Source organism: Amycolatopsis sp. cg13, from assembly GCF_041346965.1.
In the GTDB taxonomy this organism is placed as follows: domain Bacteria; phylum Actinomycetota; class Actinomycetes; order Mycobacteriales; family Pseudonocardiaceae; genus Amycolatopsis.
Genome location: NZ_CP166848.1, coordinates 8,358,620 through 8,375,854 on the forward strand (window position 1 = coordinate 8,358,620; position 17,235 = coordinate 8,375,854).

General features: G+C 70.2%; 17 protein-coding genes and 1 riboswitch. Of the genes, 6 read left to right on the forward strand and 11 right to left on the reverse strand.

Annotation, left to right across the window (positions count from 1 at the left end; all coding sequences use genetic code 11):
* Positions 1 to 27: 27 nt before the first annotated feature.
* A riboswitch (cobalamin riboswitch) is annotated at positions 28 to 103 on the reverse strand.
* A gap of 67 nt (positions 104 to 170) precedes the next feature.
* The 3 genes from AB5I40_RS39170 to AB5I40_RS39180 are packed head-to-tail and all read right to left on the reverse strand — an operon-like array spanning position 171 to position 2,173.
* The gene (locus AB5I40_RS39170; RefSeq protein ID WP_037354504.1) at positions 171 to 410 is read right to left on the reverse strand and encodes a helix-turn-helix transcriptional regulator; all 240 of its coding nucleotides are present in this window, start codon (positions 408 to 410) and stop codon (positions 171 to 173) included.
* Between the two features lie 6 nt (positions 411 to 416).
* Positions 417 to 1,271 (reverse strand): ABC transporter permease, encoded by an 855-nt coding sequence (locus tag AB5I40_RS39175; RefSeq protein WP_370935192.1) that lies wholly within the window; start codon positions 1,269 to 1,271, stop codon positions 417 to 419.
* Positions 1,268 to 2,173 (reverse strand): ABC transporter ATP-binding protein, encoded by a 906-nt coding sequence (locus tag AB5I40_RS39180; RefSeq protein WP_370935193.1) that lies wholly within the window; start codon positions 2,171 to 2,173, stop codon positions 1,268 to 1,270. The genes AB5I40_RS39175 and AB5I40_RS39180 overlap by 4 nt, the downstream gene beginning before the upstream one ends.
* Before the next feature lie 96 nt (positions 2,174 to 2,269).
* On the opposite strand from AB5I40_RS39180, the gene cobG reads away from it, so the two are divergent.
* From cobG to AB5I40_RS39195, 3 genes are read left to right on the forward strand one after another with little or no spacing between them, the layout of a single operon-like run.
* Positions 2,270 to 3,394: a precorrin-3B synthase gene (cobG, locus tag AB5I40_RS39185; RefSeq protein WP_370935194.1), complete on the forward strand. Its 1,125-nt coding sequence runs from the start codon at positions 2,270 to 2,272 to the stop codon at positions 3,392 to 3,394.
* A complete protein-coding gene (locus AB5I40_RS39190) occupies positions 3,391 to 4,014 on the forward strand; it encodes a precorrin-8X methylmutase (protein WP_370935195.1) in 624 nt (207 codons plus the stop codon). Before cobG ends, AB5I40_RS39190 begins: the two co-directional genes overlap by 4 nt.
* Positions 4,011 to 5,528: a precorrin-2 C(20)-methyltransferase gene (locus tag AB5I40_RS39195; RefSeq protein WP_370935196.1), complete on the forward strand. Its 1,518-nt coding sequence runs from the start codon at positions 4,011 to 4,013 to the stop codon at positions 5,526 to 5,528. The genes AB5I40_RS39190 and AB5I40_RS39195 overlap by 4 nt, the downstream gene beginning before the upstream one ends.
* Here the strand turns inward: AB5I40_RS39195 and AB5I40_RS39200 are convergent.
* Positions 5,519 to 5,947 (reverse strand): MarR family winged helix-turn-helix transcriptional regulator, encoded by a 429-nt coding sequence (locus AB5I40_RS39200; protein WP_370935197.1) that lies wholly within the window; start codon positions 5,945 to 5,947, stop codon positions 5,519 to 5,521. The genes AB5I40_RS39195 and AB5I40_RS39200 overlap by 10 nt on opposite strands.
* Positions 5,948 to 6,006: 59 nt before the next feature.
* On the opposite strand from AB5I40_RS39200, the gene AB5I40_RS39205 reads away from it, so the two are divergent.
* A complete protein-coding gene (locus AB5I40_RS39205; protein WP_370935198.1) occupies positions 6,007 to 6,504 on the forward strand; it encodes a hypothetical protein in 498 nt (165 codons plus the stop codon).
* Here AB5I40_RS39205 and AB5I40_RS39210 read toward each other — a convergent pair.
* On the reverse strand, positions 6,398 to 7,192 hold the full coding sequence (locus tag AB5I40_RS39210) for a helix-turn-helix transcriptional regulator (RefSeq protein WP_370935199.1): 795 nt from the start codon (positions 7,190 to 7,192) through the stop codon (positions 6,398 to 6,400). The genes AB5I40_RS39205 and AB5I40_RS39210 overlap by 107 nt on opposite strands.
* 54 nt (positions 7,193 to 7,246) lie before the next feature.
* Here AB5I40_RS39210 and AB5I40_RS39215 point away from each other — a divergent pair, with 54 nt between their 5' ends.
* The gene (locus tag AB5I40_RS39215; RefSeq protein WP_370935200.1) at positions 7,247 to 8,413 is read left to right on the forward strand and encodes an MFS transporter; all 1,167 of its coding nucleotides are present in this window, start codon (positions 7,247 to 7,249) and stop codon (positions 8,411 to 8,413) included.
* A gap of 132 nt (positions 8,414 to 8,545) precedes the next feature.
* Positions 8,546 to 9,697, forward strand: coding sequence for an integrase core domain-containing protein (locus AB5I40_RS39220; RefSeq protein ID WP_370934329.1), 1,152 nt, complete (start codon positions 8,546 to 8,548; stop codon positions 9,695 to 9,697).
* A gap of 68 nt (positions 9,698 to 9,765) precedes the next feature.
* Here AB5I40_RS39220 and AB5I40_RS39225 read toward each other — a convergent pair whose 3' ends face one another.
* The 6 genes from AB5I40_RS39225 to cbiE are packed head-to-tail and all read right to left on the reverse strand — an operon-like array spanning position 9,766 to position 17,168.
* Positions 9,766 to 12,855, reverse strand: a complete 3,090-nt coding sequence (locus AB5I40_RS39225) for an arabinosyltransferase domain-containing protein (protein ID WP_370935201.1) — start codon at positions 12,853 to 12,855, stop codon at positions 9,766 to 9,768.
* An 18-nt stretch (positions 12,856 to 12,873) separates the two neighbouring features.
* Entirely contained in the window at positions 12,874 to 13,533 is a 660-nt protein-coding gene (gene bluB, locus AB5I40_RS39230; protein WP_370935202.1) for a 5,6-dimethylbenzimidazole synthase, read from the reverse strand.
* On the reverse strand, positions 13,530 to 14,258 hold the full coding sequence (locus AB5I40_RS39235) for a cobalt-precorrin-6A reductase (protein ID WP_370935203.1): 729 nt from the start codon (positions 14,256 to 14,258) through the stop codon (positions 13,530 to 13,532). Before AB5I40_RS39235 ends, bluB begins: the two co-directional genes overlap by 4 nt.
* Positions 14,255 to 15,265, reverse strand: coding sequence for a Gfo/Idh/MocA family protein (locus AB5I40_RS39240; protein ID WP_370935204.1), 1,011 nt, complete (start codon positions 15,263 to 15,265; stop codon positions 14,255 to 14,257). Before AB5I40_RS39240 ends, AB5I40_RS39235 begins: the two co-directional genes overlap by 4 nt.
* Positions 15,262 to 16,023: a precorrin-4 C(11)-methyltransferase gene (gene cobM / locus AB5I40_RS39245; RefSeq protein WP_370935205.1), complete on the reverse strand. Its 762-nt coding sequence runs from the start codon at positions 16,021 to 16,023 to the stop codon at positions 15,262 to 15,264. The genes AB5I40_RS39240 and cobM overlap by 4 nt, the downstream gene beginning before the upstream one ends.
* Entirely contained in the window at positions 16,020 to 17,168 is a 1,149-nt protein-coding gene (gene cbiE / locus AB5I40_RS39250; protein WP_370935206.1) for a precorrin-6y C5,15-methyltransferase (decarboxylating) subunit CbiE, read from the reverse strand. The genes cobM and cbiE overlap by 4 nt, the downstream gene beginning before the upstream one ends.
* Positions 17,169 to 17,235 lie beyond the last annotated feature (67 nt).

Genomic DNA, 17,235 nt, shown 5'->3' on the forward strand with positions numbered 1-17,235 from the left:
GCCCCGGGTCGACGGTGTCGCCGGCGGGAGTTCCTGGCTGCCGGCGGCCGCGGGGCCGCCGGTCACAGTGGCGGGACCGCCCCGGATTCGCACCGGGTTCCTCCGCGTGCCGACGCGTGTGCGCTCTTACTCTCGCCGGGCGCACCCGCGCCGTCAAGGTGAGCAGACCCTCACGCGGGCTTGCTTTCGTCCCCGATGCGCGGGAAGGGCGCGGTGGAGAAGAGCACCTCCACCGCGACCTCGAAGAACTCCGCGATCCGCAACGCGAGGTAAAGGCTCGGGCTGTACTCGCCGCGCTCCAGGTACCCGATGGTCTGGTAGTGCACGCCGAGCGCGTCCGCGAGCTGCCGCCGCGAGATGCCGCGTTCGGCGCGCAGCACCGCGATGCGGTTGTAGACGTTCTCGCTCACCGCGCCTCACACACGCTGAAGTGCCCTTTCCCGTCGCGCCGCCACCGACGACCCCGATTCGCGCCGGGCCATCCGCTTCAGCAGGATCGGGGCCAGCACCAATCCGATCACGGCCCACGCGAGCAGCACCCCCAGGGTCGCCCACGGCCGCCACGACTGCCCGATTTCGACGACGACCGCCTGGTCGGGCAGCAGTGCCGAGCGCATGCCGAGGCCGAGCCAGTACATCGGGAACACCTGCCCGACGTCCTGCAGCCAGACCGGCAGCGCGGTGATCGGGTAGAAGATCCCGGAGATCGCGCCGAGCCCGAGCACCGGCAGCATGACCAGCGCCATCATCCGCGAGTCCTGGATCAGCGAGCCGATCGCGGCGCCGATCGGCATGGTCGCGACGAGGCCCGCGGCGAGCACCCACACCAGGTTCAGGATCGAGAAGAACCCGTCCGGGGCCAGCCCGTCGAACAGGAACAACGACGGCACCAGCATCACGACGATGCTCGCGACCTGCATCATCGAGAACGTCGTGATCTTCCCGACGAGATAGCCGAACATCCCGTTCGGCGTCGCCTTCGCCCGCAGCAGTGTGCCGTCCTCGCGGTCGACGATCAGCGAGCCCGCGACGGCGGACATGCCGTTGAACACGAGGCCCGCGCCGATCACGCTGGGCACCGTCGCGGCGCCCAGCGAGAACGAGGTGCCCGGCAGGTGCGCGTCACGCATGAAAAACAGCGTGCCGAAGATCATCGCCAGCCAGACGAGCTGGCCGATCAGGTCGTCCCGGTTCGTCCACTGCTGGCGGAATTCGATGAACCCGCGGCGGAGTCCGGCCCGCGCCGCGGTCCGCTGTGCCGACGCCGTCATCGCGCACCTGCTTCAGCCAGCCCGGACTCCGCGCGCTGCACGAGCGTCAGGTAGGTGTCCTCCAGCGACGCGCGACGGACCTCCAGGTCGGCGACCGCTTCGCCGTGCTGCTTGAACAACTCGTACACGTACTTCGTCGCCTCCGTGGTCGAGTGCACGAACCGCTGTCCGTCGACCGTCCAGCGCACCTCGGCCTCGCCCGCGATCTGCCTGCTCAGCTGGTCCGGCGAACCGTCGGCGACGATGTGGCCGCCGCTCAGGATCAGGATCCGGTCGGCGAGCTTCTCGGCCTCGTCGAGGTCGTGCGTGGTGAGCAGGATCGTGGTGTCGTCGTCGGCGAGCCGGTGCACGAGCTCGTGGAAATCGCGCCGCGCCCGCGGATCGAACCCGGCCGTCGGCTCGTCGAGGAACAGCAGTTCGGGGCGGCCGACGATGCCGATCGCCACGTCCAGCCTGCGCCGCTGCCCGCCGGACAGCATCCGGATCTTCTTGCCCGCGTGCTCGGAAAGCCCGACCGCCTCGATCAGCTCGTCGGTGTCCCACGGGCGGCGGATCCGGTCGGTGGAGTACGGCGCGTAGAACGACCCGAGCAGGTCGAGCAGTTCGCGCACGCGCCATTTGCCGTGGTCGCGCCAGGACTGGAGGACGACCCCCAGCCGCGCCCTCCAATCCTCGCCGCCGCGCGCGGGGTCGGTGCCCAGCACGGAAACCTCGCCCGCGGACCGCATACGGAACCCTTCGAGGATTTCGATCGTCGTGGTCTTGCCCGCCCCGTTCGGCCCCAGCAGGCACAGCACCTCGCCGCGGTGCGCGGTGAACGACGTGCCGTGCAGCACGTCGTTCGTGCCGTAGCGCATGCGCAGGCCTTCGACGCGGAGCACGGTGTCCGCTTGATCTCTCATTGGATAACCCCCATCCTCCCTATGCGATGGAATGTAGCAGATGTACTACATATGATCGCAAGCCTGTTGAATCGGCCGCGGGTTACAGTGAGCGCCATGTCCAACCCTGCCCGCGTGCGCGCCGACGCCTGTCCCGGAGTCTTCGCGACGCACGACGCGGCGGACGGGCCGCTCGCCAGGGTCCGGCTTCCCGGCGGCGTGGTGACCGCGGATAGGTTGCGCGCCTTGGCTTCCTGTGCGGAAGACCTCGGCGACGGCGACGTGCATCTGACCTCGCGGGCGAACGTCCAGCTGCGCGGAGTGCGCCGTCCGGGCTTGGCGGGACGGCTGACCGAAGCCGGATTGCTGCCGTCGCCGAGTCACGAACGCGTGCGGAACGTGCTGGCTTCGCCGTTGAGCGGGATTCGCGGCGGGCTCGCGGACGTCCGGGGGCTTTCCGCGAAGCTGGATCGCGAGCTGTGCGCGCGGCCGGAGCTCGCGGAGCTGCCGGGACGGTTTCTCTTCGGCTTTGACGACGGTCGCGGCGACGTCGTGGGCACGGACGTTTGCTGGCGCGCGACCAGCGAGTCGACCGGTGTGGTGCTGCTGGCGGGCGCTGATTCCGGCTGGCCGGTGCCGCGCGACGAGGCGGTGGTCGCGCTGCTCACCGTGGCGGAAACGTTTGCGCGCACGCGAGGTTCGGCGTGGCGGATCGGAGAGCTGGACGATCCTTCGACGCTGCTGCCGGACGGTCCGCGGGAAGCGCCGCGACCCCGGCCGAGCCGAATCGACCCAACGGTCGGCCGGATCCAGCGCGACGACGGCGGCGAAGCGGTCGGGGTCGCGCCGCGGTTTGGCCAGCTGACTGCCGCGCAGCTGCGCACGCTGGCCGACTTCGGCGACGCCGTGGTCACGCCGTGGCGTTCGGTGCTGCTGCCCGGCGGTGCGGACGTCGAGCGTCTGCACGCGGCGGGATTGTCGACGGATCCGGCGACGGCGGAGCTTAGCGCCTGCATCGGCGCGCCGGGGTGTGCGAAGTCTCTCGCCGACGTCCGCGCGGACGCGGCGACACTGGTCGCGGACGGGGAGCTGGTGCACGTTTCGGGCTGTGCCCGGCGGTGCGGACGGCCGTCCGGGGCCCACCGCGACGTCGTCGCCGAACCCGGCGGCTACCGTGTCGACGGACGCTGGACCCCGGCGTCCGAGTTGGCGGATGCGTTGGCGAGAAAGGGACCTTCGTGATCGACTACCTGCGGGACGGAGCCGAGATCTACCGGCACTCGTTCGCCACGATCCGCGAAGAGGCGGACCTGGCGATCCTGCCCGACGACGTCGCGGGCGTCGCGGTCCGGATGATCCACTCCTGCGGCATGGTCGACCTGGTCGACGACCTGCGGTACTCGCTCGACGTGGTCGAGGCGGGCCGCGCCGCGCTGGAGGCGGGTGCGCCGATCCTGTGCGACGCGCAGATGATCGCCAGCGGCATCACGCGCAAACGCTTGCCCGCGGCGAACGACGTCGTGTGCACTTTGGCCGACCCGAGCGTGCCCGGGCTGGCCGAGCGGCTGGGCACCACGCGGTCGGCCGCCGCGCTGGAGCTGTGGCGCGATCGGTTGCCCGGTTCGGTGGTGGCCATCGGGAACGCGCCGACCGCGTTGTTCCGGTTGCTGGAGCTGCTGGACGAGGGCGTCGGCGCACCGGCCGCGATCATCGGGGTGCCGGTGGGGTTTGTCGGCGCGGCTGAGTCCAAAGTGGAACTGGCGAAGCGGGCGCCCGCGCCGTATCTGGTCGTACACGGCCGTCGCGGCGGCAGTGCGATGGCCGTCGGCGCCGTGAACGCGATTGCGAGCGCGGTCGAATGACGGGGCGGCTGTACGGCGTCGGGCTGGGCCCCGGCGATCCGGAACTGATGACGGTCAAAGCGGCGCGGCTGATCGGCGAGGCGGACGTCATCGCCTACCACAGCGCGCGCCACGGGCGCAGCATCGCGCGGTCGGTGGCCGAGCCGTATCTGCGCGAGGGGCAGCTGGAAGAGCGGCTGGTCTATCCGGTCACCACGGAGACCACCGACCATCCCGGCGGGTATGAAGGCGCGATCGCCGATTTCTATGAGCTGAGCGCGAAAAAGCTTGCCGAGCATCTCGACGCCGGGCGTGACGTGGTGCTGCTGTGCGAGGGAGATCCGTTTTTCTACGGCTCCTACATGTACATGCACGAGCGGCTTGTCGGACGGTTCGAGACCGAGGTCGTGCCGGGCGTGACGTCGGTGAGCGCGGCGTCGTCGGTGCTCGGCCGTCCGTTGGTGCAGCGGGACGAAGTGCTCACTGTGCTGCCGGGAACGTTGCCAGCGCCCGAATTGGCGCGGCGGCTCGCGGACACCGAAGCGGCGGCGGTGCTGAAATTGGGCCGTACCTTCGGTTCTGTCCGGGAAGCGCTCGCGGAGGCGGGCAAGCTCGACGACGCCTGGTATGTCGAGCGGGCGACCTGGGGACAGCAGCGGGTGGAGCCGTTCGCGGACGTCGACCCGGAGTCGGTCCCGTATTTCTCCTTGGCATTGCTGCCAAGCCCGGCTTACAAGTCGCGTGTGGACGGTGAACCGGCGGTTCCGGCTAGCGCTTCGGCACCGGTGGAGGGCGGCGAGGTTGTCGTCGTCGGGCTCGGTCCGGCCGGGCCGGAGTGGTTGACGCCGGAAGCGTCGGCGGAATTGGCGGCGGCGGACCACATCGTCGGCTACGGCCCGTATGTCGCGCGGGTTCCGCAGCGGGCGGGGCAGCAGCGGCACGCGTCGGGGAACCGGGTCGAGGCGGACCGGGCGGTCGAGGCGTTGCAGTTGGCCGCGACGGGCGCGCGGGTGGCCGTGGTGTCGTCCGGGGATCCGGGCGTGTTCGCGATGGCTTCGGCGGTGCTGGAACAGGTTTCGGCCGGGAACGGCGCTGGTGCGCGGGTGCGGATCGTGCCCGGGGTGACGGCGGCGCAGGCGGCCGCGTCGCGCGTCGGAGCGCCGTTGGGGCACGACTATTGCGTACTGTCCCTTTCGGACCGGTTGAAGCCGTGGGACATCATCGAACGTCGCCTCGACACGGCTGGCGCGGCGGATCTGGTGCTGGCGTTGTACAACCCGGCTTCGCGGACTCGGGTGACGCAGCTGGAGAACGCGCGGGAAGTCCTTTTGCGGCACCGGAATCCGGAGACGCCGGTGGTGGTGGCCCGCGATGTCGGCGGGCCGGAGGAAGACATTCGGGTTACTACGCTCGGCGAGCTTGACCCGGCCACAGTGGACATGCGCTGCCTGCTGATTGTGGGTTCTTCGCGCACGGTCGTGGAGGAAGGGCCGGACGGGCGGTCGATCGTGTGGACGCCGCGCAGCTATTCCTGACCTTCTCGCAGCAGTCGCTCCGCCTCGGCGAGGTGATGGGTGAGTTCTTTCCGCTGCGCGGCACTGAGTTTCGGTGCGTGCGCGGCCAAGGCTGAGGCGATCGAACCGTCCGCGCGGGTGCGGAACATCGCGCGGGCGGACGGTTCGATCTCCAGCCGCGACTTGCGCCGGTCCTTCTCGTCGGGACGCACGCGCACGACGCCCGCGTCCGCCATCCGGTGCGTGATCCGGGAGACGAGGCTCTGCGCCAGCCCGGTCCGGCGGGTCACGTCGCTGATCGTCGCGCCGGGATTGCGCGAGACGTCCTCGATCACCGCCAGTTCTCCCGCGTTGACCTGGTCCGCGCCGGTGTTCCCGGTGCTGGTCAGGGCGATCTCGCGCAGGGCGCGGGCGAGTCGGTGCAGGTCGGCGGCGCGCATGGCCCCATTCAATCACTGGTGATACATTCGGGGAAGTATCACTAGTGATGGAGTTGGCGATGGTCGACGACGTGCTCCTCGCGCTCGGGATCGGCATCCTGATCGTGCGGCAGTTCCAGTGGCGCTCCGCCGAACCGCGGCGGATGCTGCTGATGCCGGTTCTCCTGATCGTGGTGGGACTGGTTTATCTCGGGTTCGAGCTGGGCGGCGGGTTCGAGTCGGCGGATTGGCTGTTGGTCGGCGAACTCGTCCTGGTCGCGGGCACCGGCACCGCGATGGGCTACGTGACGCGGTTCCGGCAGGCAGGCGGGCTGCAGTATCGGCTCACTGGCGCGGGAATCGTGCTGTGGGCGGTCTTTCTCGCGGTCCGCGTCGGCTCATTCGCGCTGGCCAGCGTTCTCGGCGCGCACCTGCTCGACGCGACCGGGCTGATCCTCGTCTCGTTCGGCGTCAACCGGCTGGCGGCGAGTCTCGTGGTGCGCCGCCGGATCCGGTCTGTCCACTGTGGAGATAAGACCCCGGCGTATCACCAAGGGAACGCCGGAACACGTCGATGAACGCGCTGGCCGTGGCAAACCCGCACTGTTGCGCCACGGTCGTGACCGATCGGCCCTCCACCAGTAGCCGCAGGGCGTGATAGAGCCGGAGCTGGGTGCGCCACTGCGGAAACGTCATGCCGGTATCCGCGCGGAACAGCCGGGTCAGCGTCCGGCCGCTGGCACCGACGGTCCGGCCCAGCGCTGCCAAACTGCGCGAGTCAGAAGGATCTTCCTCCAGCAGTTGGCACACGGCGACCAGCCTCGGATCGTGCGCGGCCGGAACCTGCACCGGACGTTCCGGCGCGAGCGTGAGCTGGTCGAACAACACCGCTCGCATCCGTTGTCCAGCAGGCGTCGCACGGTCCTCACCGAGTTCGGTGTACGCGATCAGCAGTTCCCGCAGCAGTGGAGTGACCGCGAGCGCGGTCGGCTCGGTCACTGGCAACGGGCTCAGCTCTTGCGGAAACCCGAACAGGTGCAGCCGTGTGACGCCGTAGGCGCGGTGGGAATGCACGGTTCCCGCCGGAATCCACAGCGCTCGGTGCGCGGGCGTGATCCAGCGGGACCGGTCCGTGTGCACCGCAAGAACGCCGCTGCTGGCGTAGACGATCTGGTGCTCGTCGTGCCAGTGCTCGGCAATGCTCGCGGTCGCCGCCAGGTCCCGGGTGTTGGTGGGAGCCGCGGGCAGATGGCCGGAAATCGACACAACTCGGCATAATAACGGAATCGCGAAGACTCACCCCGATCTGACGATGATCGGGTGACGACGACACTCCCGGCCCGCACCGCGCGCTGGCCGATGCCGCTGATGGTGCTCGGCCACGCGGTCGACGACCTCTACCAGGGCGCGGTCCCCGCACTGGTGCCGTTTCTGGTCGCCGAGCGGCATTACGGCTATCTCGCCGCGGCCGGGATCACGGTGGCCGCGACGCTGCTGTCCTCGGTGGTCCAGCCGCTGTTCGGCGTGCTGACCGACCGGCGGCCGATGCCGTGGCTCGTGCCGGTGGGGATGACGGTCGCCGGGGCCGGGATCGGACTCTCCGGGCTCGCCGATTCTTACGCGCTGACCTGGCTCGCGATCGCGCTGTCCGGCCTCGGCGTCGCGGCCTACCACCCGGAATCGGCGCGGATCGCGCGTCGGATCGCCGGGCGCGGGCACGTCGGGATGAGCTGGTTTTCCTTGGGCGGCAACGTCGGTTTCGCGCTCGGGCCGATCGTCGTCACCCCGGTGCTGCAGGCGGGCGGACTCGGCGCGACGCCTTATCTGGTGCTGCCCGCGCTCGTCGCGGGGGTGGTGATCGCCGCGTTGTTCCGGCGGATGAGCGACCTGCATTCGGCCGCGCGACACCGGGCGCACGCCGGGCGCGACGATTGGCGTCAGTTCGGCTGGCTGACCGTCGTGGTCGTCGGACGTTCCATCGCGGCTTTCTCGCTCAACACTTTCCTCGCCATCTGGATCACGCAGCGGACCGGCAGCGTGCTCGCCGGGGAAGTGGCGTTGGTGGTGCTGTTCGGGGGTTGGTGCGCTGGGCACGTTGCTGGGCGGTGTGCTGGCCGGACGGTGGGGCCGGATCCGGACGGTTCGGGTCTCGTATGCGGTGGCGGTGCCTGCGGTCGCTGGGATCGCATTGGCGCCGGGGTACGCGGTGTTTCCGCTGGTCGCGCTTGCGGCGGTGGCGTTGTACGTGCCGTTCTCGCTGCATGTGACGTTGGGGCAGGACTACCTGCCGAACCGGCTCGGGACCGCCAGCGGGGTGACGCTTGGACTGGCGGTGAGCGTCGGCGGGGTGGCCGCGCCTGCCGTGGGAGCGCTCGCCAACGCGGCCGGATTGCAGTGGGCCTTGCTGGCGCTGGCGGTGCTGCCCGCGGTGTCGGTGGTGGGGGCGCGCCGGTTGCGGGAGCCCTCGTGAGTGGCGATGCCGGTTAGAACCGGCTGTTGAGTCTCAGGACATCGCCGACAGTTGATGTCTCAGGACATCGCGGACACTGACCGGCCTGTCGGCGTGGTGACCAGGGGTGTTGTGGTGATCATGCGGCGATGGGCAGAGCAGGGTTTTCGATGGATCCTGAGTTCGTCGCCGCGGTCGCCCGGGTGGCTCACGGCGAGAAGATCAACGTGGTGCGGTTCTGCCGCGAGCACGGCCTGTCCCGGGACACCTTCTACAAATACCTGGCCCGGTTCCGGGCCGAGGGCGCGGACGGGTTCACCCGCCGCAGCACCGCCCCGCACCGCCGTCCGACCGCGTTCGGGGCCTCGGTGGCCGAGGCGGTGCTGCGCGCCCGCAAGGAACTCGCCGACGAGGGCCTGGACAACGGGCCGGTCTCGATCCGCTGGCGGCTGCAGGACACCGGGCAGTCGCCGCTGCCCTCGCCCGCCTCGATCCACCGCATCCTGCGCGCTCGCGGCCAGATCGTGCCCCAGCCCCGCAAGAAACCGAAGACCCGGCGGCGGTTCGAGTACGCCGATCCCAACGGCTGCTGGCAGATCGACGGCATGGAGCACTATCTCGCCGACGGCACGAAAGCCTGCGTCATCCAAATCCTCGACGACCACTCCCGCCTCGACGTCGGCGCCTGGGCCGCGGCCAACGAGAACGGCGCCGACACCTGGGCCGCGCTGCAACAGGCCTTCGCCGGCCACGGCCTGCCCGTCCGGCTGCTCTCGGACAACGGACTGGCCTTCTCCGGCAAACACCGCGGCCGCATGGTCGACCTCGAACGCCGCCTCGCCGAGCGAGGGATCACCGCGATCGCCTCCACCCCGCACCACCCGCAGACCTGCGGCAAAGACGAACGAGCCCACCAGACCCTGCGGAAATGGCTCGCCGCCCGGCCGCCCGCCGAGAACATCCCCGCCCTGCAACAGCTTCTCGACCAATACCGGACGATCTACAACAACCGCCGCCATCAAAGCCTCGACGGCCGGACGCCCCAGCAACGCTACGACGCCCGCCCGAAAGCCGCCCCCGCCACCGGCCCCCGCCGGCCCAGCGGCGTCACCACCCGCCCCGTTTCCGCCACCGGCGTCATCGCCTTCTCCGGCTGCTCCATCGTGCTCGGACGCACCTGGGCCGGACACACCGCCACCGTCTACTGGCAAGGCGACCGCGTCACCGTCATGACCGGCGACACCCTCATCCGCCAACTCACCCTCGACAGATCGCTACGCTACCAACGCCTCACCAACCAGAAACCGTCCGGAAAGTCCTGAGACACATCTGTCCGTGAGGTCCTGAGACAGGACACCCGGTTCTAACCGGCATCGCCACTCACGACGTCCTAGCGCGTCGGGTCCTTGCCGTTCGGCTGCGAAGGCCCAGGCCCAGGCGACCACCAGCCCCACACCGTCTTCTCCCCGTGCCGCACCGTCGGCGCCACCCCGGTCGTATACGGCTCGATCTGCAGCAGCTGTCCCCACGACTGGTACGGCTGCCCGTTCAGATAGCTCGGCACCTCGGGCTCGTCCGCGATCTCCTCGAGCCAGCCGTTCGGGCCGCCGTTGGTGCTGGACGCCCATTTCGCCTCGTCGGCGAGCTGGCCGGGGGTGATGCGGTAGTCCGGCATCGCGGAGATGCCGTCGTGCGAGGTGACCGGGTTCGCGCACGGGTACACGAACGACGCGGGCCAGTCGATGTACACCGATTTGCCCGCCAGCTTGTCGGTGAGCGTGGTGAACGTCGGCACGCGCGGCGCGGACGCGGCGATCCAGCCGTCCTCGGTGAGGTCGTTGTCCACCATCACGATCCGCACCGACGTGGTCTCCGGCGGCAGGTCGCGCAGGTTGATCCGGGTGTCGTTCCAGCCGCCGGTGCCCGCGCCGGGCGGGAGCGCGAACTGGCTGCGCAGCACGCGCACGCCTTCGGGAGTGTTGACGCCGTACTCCAGGCTCACCGACGCCGGCCGCCGGGGCTGGCTCGCGGTGGCGACCACGATCTGGCCGTTCTCGGTGCGGTCGGTGAGCGCGTACCAATCGCTGCGCAGGCGTCCGGCGCGGGTCTGGGTGTCGAGGTAGCTGCTCCACATCGGGACCTGGTCCTGCTTGAACCCGTGCGGCGGCTCGGCCAGCGGGTCCTTGTCGTCGACCGGGCTGGTGTGGAAGCCGGTCTGGACGCGGCCGTTGTCCTGGTCCGGATTCGGCAGCGGGTTCGGCGGGTTCTGCGTGACCGGTTTTTCCGGCACGGTCCGCTGGTCGGGCTGCGGGTGCAGGATGCTCTTCGCCGCGTCGCGCTCCACCATCACGTGGTCGGACAGGTTGCAGCTCTTGCCGAACAGGTGCCCGATGTTGGCCGAGCCGAGGCTGTAGCTGTCGCGCTGGAAGTAGATCGCCGCGCCCATCGTGTAGATCTCGCCCGCGGCGACCAGGCCGCAGACCACGACCAGCGACAGCGAACCGAGCCGCAGCGACCGGCTCCGGCCCTCCTGCGGCGCCGGTCCCGGCCGGTGCGCGCGGATGTTCTCCACGAACGCGTAGATCCCGGCGACGGCGGCGGCTCCGAGCAGGATCGTCGACAGCGGGATGCCGCCGATCGAGGGTGCGCCGGTCGTCCACGGCACCCCGATCTTCGAGACGAACCAGTACGCGTTCGGCCCGGTCGCGGCGAGTGCGCCGACCACCAGCAACACCGCCAGGAACGCCGCACGGTTTCGGTTGGAGCGCAGCACCGTCGAACTGGTCGCCAACGCGGTGAGCGCCGCCATCGACGCGCCGACCGCGGCGAACGCGCCGAAGTGGTGCGTCCATTTCGTCGGGGTCAGCGCGAGCAGCAGGAAGAACAACGCGGTGGTGCCGATCAGCCGACGGCTCGGCCCGAGCGCCGCACCGGGGATCCGGCCCCGGCGCAGCAGCACCACCAGGCAGGTGACCGTGCAGAGCAGCACGAGCAGCACCGGGAACCGGCGCGGCGCGGAGCCGTCCGGCAGGTTCTCGAACAGCAATTGGTAGCGCGCGAGTTCCTGGAACCACGACAGGTTCGGGCCGACCGCGGTGCGGATGCGGGTGGCCTCCTGGACCGTCGCGAACGTCTGGTCGGCGAACATCACCACGAGCACCAGGAAGCCGGACGCGAGAATCGGCGCGAGCATCGGCAGCCAGCCGCTCGACGACCGTTGCCGGACCAGTTTGAACAGCGGTTTCCCGGCGACCAGGAACGGGGCGACCGCGATCAGCCCGGTCGGCGTCGCGGCCAGGGTGAACGCGGCCGCGGTCAGGCCGAGGCACAGCGGCAGCAGGCGGCGGGTGACCAGCGCGCGTTCGACCGCGCAGATCGCCAGCAGCGACCCGAGCGCGGCGACCGGTTCCGGCCGGACGCCGTTGTTGTAGGGCATCCACCAGACCAGGAACACCGCCGCGGCGGCCCAGCCGGCCGCGCGGCTGCGGCGGACCTGGGTGCCCAGCCGCGGCATCACCTCGCGGCTGATCAGCAGCCAGCTGATCACGCCGAGCAGGTACGAGGGCAGCCGGATCCACGGCGGCACCGTGCTGACGTGCGTCATCAGCTCGTACAGGTGGTAGAACCAGCCGAACGGGGCCTCCGCGACGCCGAACCAGCGGTGGTAGTTCGTGAGGTATCCGGTGGCCTCGGTGACCCTGGCCATCGTGAGGATGTAGCCGTCGTCGGAGGTCACCGGCCCGATGAAGACCCACGCGCCGAGCACGCCGAACACCGTCGCGTCGCGGCCGGTGAGCCGCCACCAGCCGACCGGGGCCCAGCGCGGCGCGCGGCGGGCGAAGCCGGAGTCCATCCGCCACACCGCGATCAGGCAGCCGAGGAACGACAGCGCGGCCAGGATGCCGACGACGATCTTCAGCGTGGTCGGCGAGGTCTGGTAGCGGGTGTCCGGGACGACCGACACGTGCAGCCCGGCGATCGGGTCGCGCGCGGAGGTGATCGAGGAGTAGATGCCGAGCACGCGCGGCCGGACGTCGCCGGTGGTGTGGAAGATCGGGGTCTTGCCGACCGAGAGCGTCATCTGGGTCGCGTCCGAGTCGAGCGTGACCGAGCAGCCGGTCTGCGGGAGCGGCTGCTGCGAGATCTGCTGGCCCTGGCTGGACGCGAGCAGCACGCCGTTGTCGACGCGCAGTTGCAGGCCGACGCCGTTGGCCGCGTGCTTGCCGGTGCGCCCGTCCGGGACGGTCGAGAACAGCAGCGCGGGGCCGTTCGTGCGCGCGTCGAGCGAGCGGATCGTCTCGCAGGGCAGTTCGGCCTTCAGGTCCTGTGCCCAGTACCCGGTCAAGGGCGCGTTGACGGAACGCGTGTCGGAGGCGGTGGGCCAGACGACTTCCGCGGTGTCCTGCACGACCGGCAGGAAGGGATAGGCCAGGGCGCACAGCGCCGAAAGCAACCCCAGCACTACGGCAATCGGACGCATTAGAGGGAATCTATTGGGTCACTGGTGACGCCGTTGCGCTGACCCCTCGTCGCGCGGGGTGAAGCGCTCGTGGTGTACCGCGCTGGCCAGCGGCGCGCGGCTGCGCCAGCCGTGCCGTTCCAGGTCGGGGACCTCGGCGAGATTCGTTACCGGTCCTACACAAAGCCAGGCCACCGGGCGGATCCCATCGGGGATGCCGAGCAGCTTCGCGAGCGCGGGTTCGCGGTAAAAACTCACCCACCCGACGCCGAGTCCCTCCGCCGTCGCGGCCAGCCACAGGTTCTGGATCGCCAGGCACACCGAGTACAGCCCGGCGTCGGCGATCGCGTGCCGGCCGAGCACAGCCGGGGCGCCGCGCTGCTCGTCGTAGGTGACGACGATGCCGAGGCTCGATTCGCGGATGCCCTCGACCTTGATCTTGGCGAAGGTGTCCGCGCGCTCGCCGTCCAGGGACGCGGCGAACACGTCGCGCTCCTCGTGCACGTGGCGGGCGAATTCCTCGCGTGTGCTGGGGTCGCGGACCAGCACGAAGTCCCATGGCTGGCTCATCCCGACGCTCGGCGCGGCGTGCGCGGCCTCGAGCACCCGGGTGAGGACGGCGTCGTCGACCGGTTCGCCGGTGAACTCGGCGCGGACGTCGCGGCGGCGGTGCAGGACGTCGTAAAACAGTTCATTCATTGGTTGAGCACCCATTCGACAGCGGCGGCTACGTCCGCGGTTTCCGTTGTGGACGGTCGGGGCGGACGGCGCACGACGACCACCGGCAGGCCGAGTTCCCGCGCGGCGGCCAGCTTCGCGCCGGTCATCGCACCGCCGCTGTCTTTGGTGACCAGGACGTCGATGTCGTGTTCGGTCATCAGCGCGCGCTCGTCGTCGAGGCGGTACGGGCCGCGGTCGAGCACCACCTCGTGCTGGCGCGGCAGCGGCTGGGCGGGCGGGTCGACGCAGCGGATCAGGAACCACAGCGGGTCGAGGTCGGCGAATGCGGCCAAGCCCTGACGGCCGCTGGTGAGGAACACGCGGGTGCCGAGGCCGGGCAGGAGCGTGGCGGCTTCTTCGAGGTCGGCGGCCCAATGCCAGCGGTCGTCTTCCGTCGGCTGCCAGCCGGGGCGCGCGAGTCTTAGGAGCGGAATGCCCGCGGCTCGGGAGGCGTGGAAAGCGTTGGCGCCGATGCGTTCCGCGAACGGATGCGTGGCGTCGACCACTGCCCGCACACCGTTTTCGCGCAGCCAGGTGGTGAGGCCGTCGACGCCGCCGAACCCGCCGATCCGCACTTCGCCAACGGGCAGGCGGGGTCGCGTGACGCGCCCGGCCAGCGACGAGACCGCCTTGACGGCGCGTTCGTGCAGTTGGGCGGCGAGGTCGCGGGCTTCCGCGGTGCCGCCCAGGATCAGGACGGTCATCGCCCGTATCCGACAGCCGTGCGCCACCGGTCGAGGGTGCGCATGTTGGCGAGCGTCTCCGCCCAGGTCAGCTCCGGGCCTTGCCGGTCCGCGACGTGCGCGGCGACGTAATCCGCTTCCCGCGCGTAAACCCCTTGGGTGGCTTCGATTTCGATGACCTCCGGCTCGCCGTCCGACGGAGTCAGCACGATCGTCGACACGCCCGGCGCGCGCAATTCGTGGATCCACGCGGGCTTCGGTACATACAGCTGGCCGGTGGTGCCGTAGATGCGGATGTGGTCGTCCTGCGTGAGCAGGTAACCGCAGGACAGCTGGGCGATGATGTCGCCGGGCAGCCGCAGCAGGCCCATCGCGAACTCATCGACGCCGCTTTCGGTGAGCCGCGCCATGCCGGTGACGCGCGTCGGCTCCACTGCCGGAATTCCGGTCGCGGCCTGCGAAACCAGCCGGGCCAGGGAGGTGCAGTAGCAGCCGACGTCGAGGATTCCGCCGCCGCCGAGCGCGGGGTCGCCGAGGCGGGCCGCGTCGTTCTCGTCGGAGTCGAAGCTGAACGTGACGTCCACCGCCCGGACTTCGCCGATCGCGCCGCATTCGATCAGCTCGACCAGCCGCCGGGTCTGCGGGTGGAGCCGGTACATGAACGCTTCCATGAGGAAAACGTCGTTGCGGCGCGCGGCATCGATGACTTTCTCCGCTTCAGGCGCGGCGATCGTGAGCGGCTTCTCGCACAACACGTGTTTGCCCGCTTCGATGGCGCGAATCGCCCATTCCTCGTGCTGCGCGTGCGGAGTCGCGACGTAGACCGCGTCGACGTCCGGGTCAGCGAGGAGCTCCTCGTAGCTGCCGTAGGCCTTCGGAATCTCGTACCTGGTCGCGAAATCGCGCGCCCGCTCGGCAGTGCGCGAGGCCACTGCGGCGAGCACGCCGTGGCGGCTTTGCTCGACGCCAGCGGCGAATTCGGCGGCGATAGTCCCGGTGGCCAGCAGGCCCCAGCGCAGTTCGGTCACAACGACTCCGGTTGGCTCGCCCGATCGCGGGTGCTCGAATACAGGAAACTGTCCGGGAATCCGCCCGCAGCGAGGACCCGTCCGACGAAAATCGTGGCCGCGCGGGTCATTCCGGCGGATCGCGCTTGACCGGCGATATCGGCGAGCGTGCCGCGGACCACCGTTTCCCCCGGCTGGCTGGCCAACGCGACGACGGCGGCGGGACAGTCCTCGCCGTAGTGCCCGGCGAGTTCTTCGGTGACGCGCTCGATGTGGTTGATCGCCAGGTGCAGCGCGAGAGTCGTGCCGGAGCGGGCGAAATTCGCCAGCGTTTCGGTGTCCGGCATCGCGGTGGACCTCGCCTGCGCGCGCGTGATCACGAGGCTCTGCCCGATACCTGGGACAGTCAGTTCGCGACCGAGCACAGCGGCGGACGCGGCGAAGGCCGGAACGCCGGGCACCATCTCGTACGGCACGCCTTCCGGTTCCAGCCGTCGCACCTGCTCGGCGACCGCGCTGTACAGCGACGGATCTCCCGAACACAGCCGGGCGACGTCGTGCCCGGCTCGATGCGCGTCGATCAGCTTCGCGGTGATTTGGTCGAGGCTGAGATTCGCGGTGTCGACGCGCTCGGCGTTCGGCGCGCAGTAGGCGAGCAGGTCGGTCGGCGTCATGCTGCCCGGGTACAGGCACACCTGGCAGCGCGCGAGCAGGTCGCGGCCGCGCACGGTGATCAGGTCGGCCGCGCCCGGTCCGGCGCCGATGAAGTAAACGGTCATTTCCAGCTCCACTGCGTGACTGCCCGGGACGGCGTCCATCCGGTGAACCCGCCGAGCGGTTTCGCGTGCTCCACGGAGATCCGTTGCAGCTCCCCGCCGTGCCGGGCGTAGGCGGCGGCGAGGATCTGTTCGGCTTCGAGGGTGACACCGTGCGCGACGATCCGGGCGTCGGTTTCGACACACTGGCCGAGGACGCCGGGCACGGTCAGGCCGCCGCCGATGAAGATCGCGTCCGGACGGGGGAGTTCGGTCAGCGCTTCGGGCGCCGGGCCGGTGACCACCTGTAATTCCGGTACGCCAAGGGTATTGGCGTTGCGCTGGATGCGTTCGGCGCGCGCCGGATCGCGTTCGATCGCGACGGCGCGGTTCAGCGGATGCGCGCGGGACCATTCGATGCCGATGCTGCCCGCGCCCGCTCCGACGTCCCAGAGGAGTTCGCCTGGGTTGGGCGCGAGGCGGGCGAGAGCGGACGCGCGGAGGTCGCGTTTGGTGAGCTGGCCGTCGTGCTCGAAGGCGTCGTCGGGGAGACCGATGAGCGGGAAGCCGGGGCCGTTGCAGAGCACGGCGAAGACGGTGAGCGGGCCGGGGTCGTGGGTCCAGCCGTCGGAGATCCGTTCGTCGTCCGCGCCGAGGTTTTCCAAGGCGGTAAGGGCGGAATCGCCGTAGCCGCGGGCTTTGAGCAGCTCGCGCAGTTCTGGTGCGGAACCGCCCAGGACCAGCAGTTTCCGGTTAGGTGCCAGCGCTCGCGCGACGCGGTGGACGGCGCGGCCGACGACCGTCACGACCTCGGTTTCCTCGAACGACCAGCCGAGCCGCGCGCGGGCCAGTGTCACTGACGAAACGGAAGGGTGGACTTCGAGCGGGTAGCCGCGATCACGGAGGGTGGTGGCGATGCCGGAGAGGTACGGATCGCCGCTGGCCAGCACACACACTTGCCCGGTCTGCTCGGCGATGATTTCGTCGAGCGCGGGCAGCAGGGGGCTGGGCCACGTTTGCGTGCGGAGGTCTGCCGACAAGGATTTCAGTTGCCGTTCCGCGCCGAGCACGACGTCCGCCCGCCGCACGGCGTCGCGGGCCGCGGGGGTGAGCCCGGCCCACCCGTCGGCCCCGATCCCGACCACCGTCAGGCGTGATTCTTCGCGCACGATTTCCCACCCTAAGCGAGAGCTTGCCTGTGCGATGATCGGCCGGACGCCGACCCACGAGGGAGTG